The following is an 11642-nucleotide window of genomic DNA, read 5'->3' as shown; positions in this document are numbered from 1 at the left end:
CAGACAGCCAGCATGTTCAGAGGAGCGCTATTAAATCAATAGCTTCCAGCGCTAGCTAATCGCTAATTTCAGATAGAAATCCATTTGAAACCATCGCTTAAAAAGGGCTGCAAGCTATCGAAAAATCGCCTACTGTTGCAGCGCGCGGGCGATACGGTCGCGTTTGACCGTGGTTTTGGGCACCTTGAACGGGAACCACATGCGCACGTCTTCTTCCAGACCAATGCCGTGCATGTAGTTGTAGATGGCTTTTTTGAGCGCGTTGCCCAAGGCATCATGGTCCACGCCGGTGGGGTCGATGAAGGGGCGGTCGTTTTTGGCAAAGTCACCGGGCGGCAGCGGAGGCAGCTCAATGCCATATTCCTCGGGGTTCAGCCCTACAGGCGAATGTACGGTGCAGGTAAAGCGGTGAAAGAATCCGCTTTGAATACAGCCGTTGAGGAACAACTGGCGCACGTACTCCAGCGCATCCACCGTGTCTTGCACGGTCTGCGTGGGAAAGCCATACATCAGATAGGCGTGAACCAGAATGCCGGCGTCCGCAAACGCCTTGGTCACACGCGCCACCTGATCAACGGTCACACCTTTTTTCATCAGCTGAAGCAGACGGTCAGAAGCGACCTCCAGCCCGCCGGAGATGGCGATGCAGCCGCTGTCCGCCATCAGTTCGGCCAGCTCGGGGGTAAAGGTTTTCTCAAACCGCACATTGCCCCACCAGCTGATGCCGGCGTTGCGCGCAATCAGCTCGGTCGACAAGGCCTTGAGCGCCTTGGGCGGCGCGGCTTCGTCGACAAAGTGAAAGCCGGTCTGGCCGGTTTCAGCCACGATGGCTTGAATGCGATCGGCCAGCACCTCGGCGCTGGCACCTTCATAGCGGCCGATGTAGTCAAGGCTGACGTCGCAGAAGCTGCACTTTTTCCAGTAACAACCGTGGGCCACGGTGAGCTTGTTCCAGCGCCCGTCGCTCCACAGGCGGTGCATGGGGTTGAGCATGTCCAGCAGCGACAGGTATTTGTCCAGCGGCAGGCCATCCCAGGTCGGCGTGCCCACCTCGGCGAAGGCAATGTCGGCCTCCATCATGTTGACGTACTTCACCGCACCATCGTCGCCCCGCACAAAGGTGCGCACCAGACGCGATTGGCCGCGCTCGCCCTGCAAGTGCTCCAGTAGCGCTAGCAAGGGGCGCTCGCCCGCGTCCAGCGTCACAAAGTCGAAGTAATCGAACACGCGTGGCTCGGCCAGCTGGCGCAGCTCGGTATTGACAAAGCCGCCACCCAGCACGGTGGTGATGTGCGGGTGATTGGCTTTGATCGTCTGCGCAATGCGAAACGCCGCGTAGGCCGAGCCGGGAAACGGCACGGACAGCAGCACCACCGTGGGCGCATGGCGCTCAATGGCGGCCAACGTCAGCGCGCTCAGCATGTCGTCCACCAGATTGGGCGGAGCGGCCAGAGCGTTCGCCAGCGGATCGAAAGTAGGCTGGCTGCCCGCCAGCGATTCGGCATAGCGCACGAACTCGAAGCGCTCGTCCACCGCGTCACGCAGCACATCGGCCAGATCGTTCAGATACAGCGTGGCCAGGTGCTTGGCCTTGTCGGTCAGGCCTAAAGCGCCAAAGGCCCAGCCCAGCGGGTCGCCGCCCTCTTCGTCCTCATACACATCCAGCGTGGCAAAGCGCGGACCTTCAGGCAGGTAGTGGCGCCCGGCAATGCGGTGGGCCAGCGTGCTGTCGCGCCCCTGTAAAAAGGCAATCGCCGGGGCTATGGTGGCCAGATAACGGTCCTGCTGCGCCACAAAGGACTGCACCGCAGGTGTGTGCTTTTTGTCGGGCAGGGTCTTGATGCACTCGGCCACGGCACGCAGGCCCTCGGGCGAGAGCAATTGCAGCACCAGCGCCAGCGCCAAGTCTTCTTGCACAGCCGCAATGCCGCGCGAGCGCAGAAAGCCCGTGAGGTAGGCGGTGGACGGGTAAGGGGTGTTGAGCTGCGTCATCGGCGGGATGACGGCCAGCACGCGGGTGGGCAAGGCGGACATGGGGTGCGGGTCGTCGGCAAGCGCCGTTGACGGAGAAGACAGGCCTCGATTATCGGTTTGACCGCGCATCCGTGCTGCACAGGTGACATCTGACGGGGCCACCACCAATGACGAGCGCAGGCGGCTGCGCTAGTCTGGCCCCATGTCTTCCGCACCCCAACACCCCGCCCCCTTCGTGCCGCAAATCCGGCTGTATCAGAACTGGCTGCGTGAAACGCGCGGCCTGAGCTTTGCCGACTATGACGCGCTGTGGCGCTGGTCCACCAGCGATCTCGACGCTTTCTGGCAAAGCATCTGGGATTACTTCGAGCTGCAATCCCCCACGCCGCACAGCGCGGTGCTGGAGCGCAATGTCATGCCGGGCGCCCGCTGGTTTCCGGGCGCGCAGATCAATTACGTGCGTCAGGTGCTGCGCCATGTGCAGCCCGCCCATGCGGCGGGCATGCCCGCCGTCATCAGCCGCAACGAGCAAGGCCTCAAGCGCGAGCTGAGCTGGCCTCAATTGCAGCAGCAAGTGGCCGCGCTGGCCTTGCACCTGCGCGCGCAAGGCGTGGGCAAAGGCGACCGGGTCGCAGCCTACCTGCCCAATATTCCCGAAGCCATGATCGCTTTTCTGGCTTGTGCCAGCCTGGGCGCGGTGTGGAGCATCTGCGCACCGGATATGGGCACCCACGCCGTCCTCGACCGTTTCAAGCAGATTGAACCCAAGGTGCTGATTGCCGTGGATGGCGTGCATTACGCAGGCAAGGACATCGGCCGCCGCGAAGTGTTGCAAGAGCTGCGCGCTGGCCTGCCCAGCGTGCAGCATGTGGTGCTGGTGCCCAATCTGAATACATCAATAAAGATAGCTGACACCGCAGATTACACCAGCGTTACAAGCCAAAATAATGCTGAGACTGCGGCCTTCGAGCCCGAATGGCTGCCGTTTGACCACCCGCTGTGGATTGTGTACTCCAGCGGCACAACCGGTCTGCCCAAGCCCATTGTTCACGGCCACGGCGGCATGGTGATGGTGGCCTTGCAACTCAAGGCCTTGCACAACGATATCGGCTGCAGCTACGAGCCCAACAGCTGGGGCGAGCGCTACCACTGGTACAGCTCCACGGGCTGGGTGATGTGGAATGCACAGGTCAGCGGCCTGCTGGGCGGTACCACCTGCGTGATCTTTGACGGCAGCCCCGGCGGTAGCAAGGAAAAGCCCGACTGGAGCGTGCTGTGGCGCTTTGCGGCCGAAACGGGTGTGACCAGCTTTGGCTCGGGCGCGGCCTTTTATGCCAATTGCATGAAAGCTGGGGTTGAGCTTGCCGCCTGTGGAGATCTATCGCACATACGCGGACTGGGCAGTACGGGCTCACCGCTGTCGGCCGAGGTGCAGCAATGGGGCTCGGAGCAGTTTGCCAAGCTCGGTCATCCCGACATCTGGTGGAACAATCTTTCGGGCGGCACCGACTTTGCGGGCGCCTTCATCGGCGGCAACCGCGACCTGCCGCTGGTACCCGGCATCATGCAATGCCGCCAACTCGGCGCAGCCGTCGAAGCCTGGAACGAGCAAGGCCAGCCTGTGATGGATGAGGTCGGCGAGCTGGTCTGCACCCAGCCCATTCCCTCCATGCCGCTGTATCTCTGGGGCGATACCGACGGCAAGCGCTATCTGAGCAGCTACTTTGAGATGTACCCCGCAGGCCATGGCCGCCAGCCCGGCGGCGGTGACGGTGCGGCCGTCATGGGCCCGGTCTGGCGCCATGGCGACTGGATCAAGCTGCAGACGGAAGGCGGCTGCATCATCTACGGCCGCAGCGATGCCACCATCAACCGCCACGGCCTGCGCATGGGTACCAGCGAGATCTACAGCGCCGTCGAGGCCATTCCCGAGGTTCTGGACAGCATGGTCGTCGATCTGGAATATCTGGGCAAAGACAGCTATATGCCGCTGTTTGTGGCTCTGCGCCCTGGCGTGGCGCTGGATGACACCCTGCGCGGGCGCATCAACGCTGCTATCCGCTCCGCCCTGTCACCGCGCTTTGTGCCCGACGATATCTTTGCCGTGGCCGAGATACCGCGCACCCTGAGCGGCAAAAAGCAGGAATTACCCATTAAAAAACTGCTGCTGGGCCAGCCGCTGGCCAAGGTGGTCAACAAAGACGCCATGGCCAACCCTGGCTGCCTGGGTTGGTACGAGGCTTTTGCCAGAGAGCATCTGGCCAAAGCCGAAACCGCGGTTTAACGGCCGGTGAACTGCGGCTGGCGCTTCTCGCGCCATGCCGCACCGCCTTCCTGCAGGTCAACCGATTCAATCGTGGCCTGCACCGCCCCATCAATCCCAGCCTTGTCATGCACCCCACGCGCAATGGCGTTGAGGTGCTTTTTCATGCCCAGCAGCGCCAGCGGGGCCATTCCAGCCAGCGTGGTCTGCAACTGGCTCACGCGCGCGCTGATATCGGGGCCGTCCACCAGATCCGTCAGAAAACCGCAGTCCTTCATGGCCTGCGCATTCAGCTTCTCGGCAGTCAGGAACAGGCGCTTGGCCGTATCCACACCCAGACGGGTCACATAGCGCTCCAGCCCCGAGAGGTAGAAATGCAGGCCCAGCCGCGCGGCGGGCATGAACATCTGACTACTGGAGCCGCCCACGCGAAAGTCGCAGGCCAGCGCCATATCCGTGGCACCGCCAAACACGCCGCCCTGAATGGCTGCAATGGTGACGGGGCGGCAGTTTTCGATGGCATCCACCATTTCGCCGAAGGAGCTGCCCTCGTTCTGGCTGTTGGCGATCTCGCCAATGTCATAGCCGCTGCAGAAATGCTTTCCCACGCCCTGCAGCGTGAGCACCAGTACGGCGGGGTTGGCATTGACCTCATCCAACTGGCGACGCAGCGTGATCAGGTCTTCGGGCATCAGTTTGTTGGCCACTTCGGGACGGCGCAAGGTGATGCTGGCACAGGTGCCCTGAATCAATAACTCTGGAGACATGACTGTATTTTCATCCAGACTCGCGCAACGTCAGGCATCTGGGCTGCATCAAGTGTTGCAGTGCAAACACTCGGTGACCATATTTTTTGCCAGTACACAGGTACACTTTGACGTCTTCATAGAGCACCTTGTGTGCGCTGATCTCATCCATGTCTGTTGAATCGACCGGCGCCGTGCGCCCCAGCTTTGACCTCAAAAGTGCTCAACTACCAGTGCTGTCGGTGGTGCTGCGCGGCACCGACATGCAGGCACTGGTTCAGGACCTGAAGCAGCGCCTCGCCGATGACCCCGACTTTTTCGACAACGACCCCGTGCTCATCGACCTCAGCCAGGTCAACGACGCCGAGGAAGAAATCGACTTTCCGGCGCTGATCGACGCCCTGCGCGCCCACCGCACCATGCCCGTGGCCGTGCGCGGCGGCAATGAAGCGCAGATGGCCGCCGCCAATGCACTGGGACTGACGGCCGCCCCCGACGTCATGCCCACGCGCAGGGTCGAGCCGGAAATTCACGAAGTCATCCGCGAGGTCGAGGTGCCGGCACCACGGGCCGATGCCGTGATTGTGGACAAGCCACTGCGTTCCGGTCAGCGGGTCTATGCCAAGGGAACTGACATTGTGGTTCTGGACATCGTCAGCTATGGTGCTGAGGTGATTGCCGACGGCAACGTCCACGTTTACGCACCGCTACGCGGTCGCGCCGTGGCGGGAGCCAGCGGCAATACCAATGCCAGAATTTTTAGCACTTGCATGGAGGCACAACTGCTGTCTATTGCAGGTATCTATCGCACAATTGAAACCGATCTCCCCAAAGAAGTCGCCGGCAAGCCTGCCAAGGTGCGTCTGGAGGGGGAAAAAATCATTATCGAGCCGGTGTGAGAGACACACCGGTCGCCCAATCAACCTGCTCTATTTGTCTTTAAGGAATCGTGCAAACATGGCCAAAATCGTCGTCGTGACTTCTGGCAAAGGCGGTGTCGGTAAGACCACTACCAGCGCCAGCTTCGCATCCGGCCTCGCATTGCGCGGCCACAAGACCGCAGTGATTGACTTTGACGTGGGTCTGCGTAACCTCGATCTGATCATGGGCTGCGAACGCCGCGTGGTCTATGACCTGATCAATGTCATTCAGGGTGAAGCCAACCTGCATCAGGCCCTGATCAAGGACAAGCAGTGCGACAACCTGTTCGTGCTGGCTGCGTCGCAGACGCGCGACAAGGAAGCTCTCACGCAAGAAGGCGTGAAGAAGGTGCTGGACGATCTGTCCGCCATGGACTTCGACTTCATCATCTGCGACTCGCCCGCCGGCATTGAAAGCGGCGCGCTAATGGCCATGCACTACGCCGATGAGGCGCTGGTGGTGACCAACCCCGAAGTCTCGTCCGTGCGCGACTCTGACCGCATTCTGGGCATGCTCAGCTCCAAGACCGAGCGCGCGTCCAAGGGAGAGAGCATCAAGGAGCACCTGCTGATCACCCGCTACAACCCCAACCGGGTGGAAGACGGTCAGATGCTGTCGCTGGAAGACATTCAGGACATTCTGCGCATCGAGCTGATTGGCGTGATTCCTGAATCTGAAACCGTGCTGCAAGCCTCGAACCAGGGCATTCCCGCCGTGCACATGCAGGGCACGGATGTGGCCGAGGCCTATCAGGACGTGGTTTCCCGCTTTCTGGGCGAAGAAAAGCCCATGCGCTTTACGGAAGCGGTCAAGCCTGGTTTCTTCAAGCGCATGTTTGGTGGGAGGTAAGCCTCATGTCCATGTTGTCGTTTCTGCTCGGAGAAAAGAAAAAGTCCGCGTCGGTCGCCAAGGAGCGCTTGCAGATCATTCTGGCGCGCGAACGTGTGGGCGGCGGTGAAAGCAGCCGTCCTGACTATCTGCCCGCTCTGCAAAAAGAGCTGATGGCCGTGATTTCAAAGTATGTGGATATCAATCCCAATGACATCAAGGTGCAACTGGAACGCCAGGAAAATCTGGAAGTGCTTGAAGTGAAGATCGAGCTACCGGAAACCAGGGTCACCCCCTGAGGCGCTTCACGCCTTCCCCCTCTCTCAATACCTCGTGTCGAGAGAGAGGGGGACGACACCTTCGCTGCGGGGCGGCCTTTGCTCGGTGTCCTCACTTAGGTTGTTCGTCAGTCGGATCATTTATTCATAGCTGTCCGCGCTTGATGGATAAAGGAATGGGCCTGAAAAGGCCCATTTTTTATTCCCGCACCGGTTCTCTCATGGTCACCAGCTCTTCGGCCACCGTGGGATGAATGCCAATCGTCGCGTCAAACTGCTGCTTGGTCGCGCCGCATTGCAGCGCCACGGCAAAGCCCTGCATCAGCTCGCCCGCCCCCTCACCCACCATGTGCACGCCGCGCACGCGCTGGTCGGCCTTGGAAACGATGAGTTTGAGAAAGACGTTCTCAGGCTCGGCCCCCATGCGGTTGGTCAGCGGCCTGAAGCTGGACTGGAAAATCTGCACCGATCCAAAGCGCTCACGAGCCACTTCCTCCGACAGGCCCACGGTGCCAATTTGCGGATGCGAGAACACCGCCGTAGGCACCAGCTCGTAATCAGGCGCGCTCTTGCCACCCTGACCAAACAGGTGATGGGCCACCACCGTGCCCTCGGCCAGTGCCACCGGGGTCAGCGCCATGCGGTCCACCACATCGCCCACGGCGTGAATGGACGGAACGTTGGTGGTGAAGTGCGAATCCACCTCCACCGCGCCCTTGTGGTTGCGGTGCACGCCAGCCGCCTCAAGGCCCAGACCTTCCGTATAAGGCACGCGGCCCGTGGCGTACATCACGCAGTCCACCACCAGATGCTCGCCGCTCTTCAGCTGCAGGTGCAGGCCGTCTTCCTGCTTGTCGATGGACTGAATCTCTTCATCCCAGCGGAAGTTCACGCCCTGCAGCGCCATCTCTTGCGCCAGATGCAGGCCCAGATCGGCATCAAAGCCCCGCAGCAATTGACGGTGGCGGTGAATCAAGGTGGTCTGCGCGCCCAGCCCGTTGAAGATGGAAGCGAACTCAACCGCGATATAGCCGCCACCCACCACCACCACGCGCTGCGGCATCTGTTTGAGGTGAAATGCCTCGTTAGAGCTGATGGCATGCTCCACACCCGGTATCGCAGGCAGACGCGGTGTGCCGCCTGTGGCGATCAGAATGTGATGAGCGCTGATAGTCTGGCCGTTCACCAGCACGCTGTGAGTGCCTGAAAGCACCGCATGGCCGCGCACAACGGTGATACCAGCACCCGTCAGCATGCGGTCGTAAATGCCGTTCAGGCGCTCAATTTCGCGGTCTTTGTTGGCAATCAGCGTGGGCCAGTCAAACTGGGGCTGTGCCAGCTGCCAGCCAAAGCCCTTGGCCTCAGCCGCCAGCTGACTGAAATGCGCGGCGTAGCTGAGCAGCTTTTTAGGGATGCAGCCCACATTGACGCAGGTGCCGCCCAGCTGGGCCGCTTCGACCACCGCCACGCGGGCCCCCAGCCCTGCCGCCATGCGGCTGGCGCGCACGCCACCCGAGCCGCCGCCAATCACCAGAAAGTCGTAATCAAAGTCTTGTTGCTGCATGTTCTGCCTCGCTTGATTGAATCCTCAACGCCGTTGCACTCTGCGTTGAACTCTACAAGACAAGATTGCAGCAGGTCGCTTAACCCTGCGTTAAAACGGTTTGTCACCGATAACCGTGGCCCGGTGCATGCGGCGCACGGCGGGAAAGTAGTCCTGAACCGCGTAATGCTGGGTGGAACGGTTGTCCCACATGGCGATGGTGTTGGGCTGCCAGCGCAGGCGCATCTGGTACTCCAGAATGGCGGGCTGGCGCAGCAAATACTCCATCAGGTCATGCTGCTGGGCGTGAATCTCATTGGCCGAACGAAAGCCGCTGAAGTCCGATGTGAAATTGGCAAAGTGGGTGACGAAGGTTTCGTTCACATACAAAATTTTCTTGCCACTTTCCGGGTGGGTACGTACCACCGGGTGCACCACGGGCGGGTATTTGCCGCGCGCCAGCGCCTGCTCTTCAGGCGACATGCGCGCACCGAACGAGGGCAGGATGTCATGCACGGCAAACAGCCCGGAAATCTGCTGTTTGCGCGTTTCGGGCAGCTTTTCGTAAGCCGCTTCCATATTGACCCATACCGTATCGCCGCCCACCTCGGGGCATTCCACACAGCGCAACACCGATGCCGTAGAAGGCGTCTCGCGCCACGATACATCGGTGTGATAGACGTTCTCGGTCCCCGGAGTCTTGTTGTTGCCACCCAGCAGAACCAGCTCAGGATGCTCTGGGTGCTGCGGCAGCACGGGGTGATGCTCCAGATCGCCAAAGCAGCGGGCAAACGCCACATGCTGGGCTGGCGTGATGTTCTGATCGCGAAAGACAAGTACCTTGTGTGCCACCAGCGCCTGACGCAACTCCTGCGCCTGCGGGTCGCTCAGGGGCTGGCGCAGATCAATGCCGGAAATCTCCACGCCAATGGCGGGGGAGATGCGCTTGAACTCAATACTCGCCTGGCTGGCAACATTCACACGAGCCTGTGTATGGCTGATGCTGTCTTCGCAATCGATCATGACGTCTCTCCAAAGCGTTGCAAGTTAGCCTGCGGTCTGCAGGCATACGAGGCAATCTAGAGCGAGCGGAAGAGATCGGTATCGTTCAAGCCGACTAGGTAGCGCGCCTAGTCAGTCGCAGGCTTACTTCTGGATGCCGTGGCTGTGCATATGACCCGCGTGATAGAGCAGCGGGGTGCGGTCGGCATGGTGCTCGCAGCGATCGACCTCGCCGATAAAGAGCAGGTGATCGCCCTCTTCATGCTGGCGCAGATTGCGGCATTCAAAAACAGCGGTGCAGCCTTCCAGTAGGGGCACGCCATGTTCGGAGTCATGGTGGGCGGTATGGAGAAAGCGGTCTACACCCTTGCGTGCAAACAGCTCGGCCAACGGCTTTTGCGCGGCAGACAGCACGTGAATGGCGTAATGCGTGCTGTGGCGAAACACGGGCAGCGAATTGGCATGCTGGCCCAGGCTCCAAAGCACCAGCGCCGGTGCCAGCGACACGGCATTGAAAGAGCTGACGGTGGTTCCCACCGCATGACCCTCTGCACTGCGCGCCGTGATGATGGTCACGCCAGTGGCGAATTGCCCCAGCGCATCGCGAAATTCGCGCTGCGAGAAAGGCAAGGCCGAACGCAAGACGGAGGTAGGCAAGGCAGAGTTCACGAAATTAGCAGCACAAAACGGCGACCACAAAGGCGCGCCACAGTTCAATTTCAGCAGAGCCAAAGGCAGCTGCAGGGCGTTACCAATTATCAACTTGAACCCCACCGGTCACAAACCATAAGGGCTTGCAGGCATGTCCATCAAATTTAATAGCTGTCTGCGCTTTATTGACAATGGCTAGAGGCCAGAAACCTTTAAAAACCTGCTTGGGATGCCAGCAGGCTCTGCCCTGCCTGCTCCAGCAGCCAGCCGTTGACTTTGGCCTTGGTACAGCGCTGCAGCTGCATCAGCAGCGCATGTTCAGGCCAGGGCAAGGCGTGGCGGGCACATAGGTCCTGCTGCATGCGCGCCAGCAAGGCCGCGGCCATTTCAGCATCGGCCAAGGCACGGTGAGCGCGACCTGTGCTGGGCAGCTGCAGATAGCGCGCCAGGTTGCCCAGACTATGGCTGGGTGCCTGCTGGTAGATGCGGCGCGACAGCAGCACCGTGCAGGCGAAGGGCTGGGTTGCGGGCTCGCCCGCCAGCTCCAGCTCGGCCTGCCAGAACTTGCTGTCAAACGCGGCGTTGTGCGCCACCATGGGTGCGCTGCCCACAAAACGGGCTGCATCGCACATCACCTCGGCGGCAGGCGGCGCAGTGCGCAGCATCTCGTTGGTAATGCCTGTCAGATCCGTGATGAAGGGCGACACCCATGCCCCGGTTTGCATCAGACTCTGGAAGCGATCGACCACGCGGCCCTGCTCCAGCAGCACGATGGCGACTTCGGTCGCACGCGCACCCTGGGTGGGCGTCATGCCCGTGGTTTCAAAGTCGATGACGGCAATCGCAGAACTCATGCCTGCATTGTGCCGTGCGGGCAGCAGGGCTGAGTCAGTCCGTGCCCAGCTCGTCTTCGCCGGGCAGGCCAAGGCTTTGCACCACATGCTCGAGTGCGCCAAACAGCTGAACCCTGTTCTGAGCGCCCAGAAGCGCCTCAATCTCGGAATTAATCGCTTCAAACTCCGGCAGGGTGCCGACCACCAGCGCCTGACCTTCAGGCGTCAGTCCAAACTCCGAGCCACGCAAATCCGCCACATGGCGGCCACGCTTGATGAGCTCGCGGCCTTCCAGCGTTTTGAGCAGGCGCGACAGGCTAGGCATGCTGATGAAGGTCAGCTGAGACAGCTGCATGGGTCGCAGGCGTTCATCGGTTGCGTGCAGAACGCGCAACACCCGCCATTGCTGCTCGGTCAGCCCGCGTGCGCGCAGGGCTGGCCGAAAGCGCACGATGACGGCCTCTCGCGCCTTGAGCAAGGCCATGGGCAGGGAGTGCGCCAAAGAGCGCGAGGATGGAGTGGCTGAGATGGTGTCGTGCACAGTCATGACATGGGCTGTTAGCTGGCCCGATTGTATGTAAGAGCCCCGCTCAGCGATAGCGT

The 11642-nt window shown here is 61.0% G+C and carries 11 protein-coding genes; 4 read left to right on the top strand and 7 right to left on the bottom strand.

From position 1 onward, the window contains the following. Positions 1-129: 129 nt before the first annotated feature. Positions 130-2034 carry a B12-binding domain-containing radical SAM protein gene (locus HF327_RS01455; RefSeq protein ID WP_169106676.1) on the bottom strand — a complete coding sequence of 635 codons (1905 nt, stop codon included), beginning with the start codon at positions 2032-2034 and terminating at the stop codon, positions 130-132. Between the two features lie 142 nt (positions 2035-2176). Here HF327_RS01455 and HF327_RS01450 point away from each other — a divergent pair, with 142 nt between their 5' ends. After that, entirely contained in the window at positions 2177-4258 is a 2082-nt protein-coding gene (locus HF327_RS01450) for an acetoacetate--CoA ligase (protein ID WP_169106545.1), read from the top strand. Here HF327_RS01450 and HF327_RS01445 read toward each other — a convergent pair. After that, positions 4255-5004 carry an enoyl-CoA hydratase/isomerase family protein gene (locus tag HF327_RS01445; protein WP_169106544.1) on the bottom strand — a complete coding sequence of 250 codons (750 nt, stop codon included), beginning with the start codon at positions 5002-5004 and terminating at the stop codon, positions 4255-4257. The two genes, HF327_RS01450 and HF327_RS01445, sit on opposite strands and share 4 nt — an antisense overlap. A gap of 149 nt (positions 5005-5153) precedes the next feature. Between HF327_RS01445 and minC the strand changes: the two genes are divergently transcribed. From minC to minE, 3 genes are read left to right on the top strand one after another with little or no spacing between them, the layout of a single operon-like run. Next, positions 5154-5882 carry a septum site-determining protein MinC gene (gene minC / locus HF327_RS01440; protein ID WP_169106543.1) on the top strand — a complete coding sequence of 243 codons (729 nt, stop codon included), beginning with the start codon at positions 5154-5156 and terminating at the stop codon, positions 5880-5882. A 58-nt stretch (positions 5883-5940) separates the two neighbouring features. Continuing rightward, complete coding sequence (gene minD / locus HF327_RS01435) at positions 5941-6753, top strand: septum site-determining protein MinD (protein ID WP_169106542.1); 813 nt, start codon at positions 5941-5943, stop codon at positions 6751-6753. 5 nt (positions 6754-6758) lie between these two features. Then, positions 6759-7031 carry a cell division topological specificity factor MinE gene (gene minE / locus HF327_RS01430; RefSeq protein WP_099739686.1) on the top strand — a complete coding sequence of 91 codons (273 nt, stop codon included), beginning with the start codon at positions 6759-6761 and terminating at the stop codon, positions 7029-7031. A 178-nt stretch (positions 7032-7209) separates the two neighbouring features. Here the strand turns inward: minE and gorA are convergent, their stop codons facing one another. The 5 genes from gorA to HF327_RS01405 all read right to left on the bottom strand — a co-directional run bounded on the left by gorA (position 7210) and on the right by HF327_RS01405 (position 11586). Further along, positions 7210-8574, bottom strand: a complete 1365-nt coding sequence (gorA, locus tag HF327_RS01425) for a glutathione-disulfide reductase (protein WP_169106541.1) — start codon at positions 8572-8574, stop codon at positions 7210-7212. A gap of 90 nt (positions 8575-8664) precedes the next feature. Next, on the bottom strand, positions 8665-9576 hold the full coding sequence (locus HF327_RS01420; RefSeq protein ID WP_169106540.1) for a TauD/TfdA dioxygenase family protein: 912 nt from the start codon (positions 9574-9576) through the stop codon (positions 8665-8667). Between the two features lie 123 nt (positions 9577-9699). Next, positions 9700-10224 (bottom strand): flavin reductase family protein, encoded by a 525-nt coding sequence (locus tag HF327_RS01415; RefSeq protein ID WP_169106539.1) that lies wholly within the window; start codon positions 10222-10224, stop codon positions 9700-9702. Positions 10225-10418: 194 nt separating this feature from the next. Further along, on the bottom strand, positions 10419-11060 hold the full coding sequence (locus tag HF327_RS01410; RefSeq protein WP_169106538.1) for a 3'-5' exonuclease: 642 nt from the start codon (positions 11058-11060) through the stop codon (positions 10419-10421). 34 nt (positions 11061-11094) lie between these two features. Then, positions 11095-11586, bottom strand: a complete 492-nt coding sequence (locus HF327_RS01405; protein WP_169106537.1) for a MarR family transcriptional regulator — start codon at positions 11584-11586, stop codon at positions 11095-11097. Positions 11587-11642: the final 56 nt, after the last annotated feature.

Origin of the sequence: Comamonas suwonensis, assembly GCF_012844455.2 — a bacterium.
Taxonomy (GTDB): domain Bacteria; phylum Pseudomonadota; class Gammaproteobacteria; order Burkholderiales; family Burkholderiaceae_C; genus Comamonas; species Comamonas suwonensis.
Note: the sequence above shows the minus strand (reverse complement) of the source record. Positions and strands in the feature narration are given on the sequence as shown.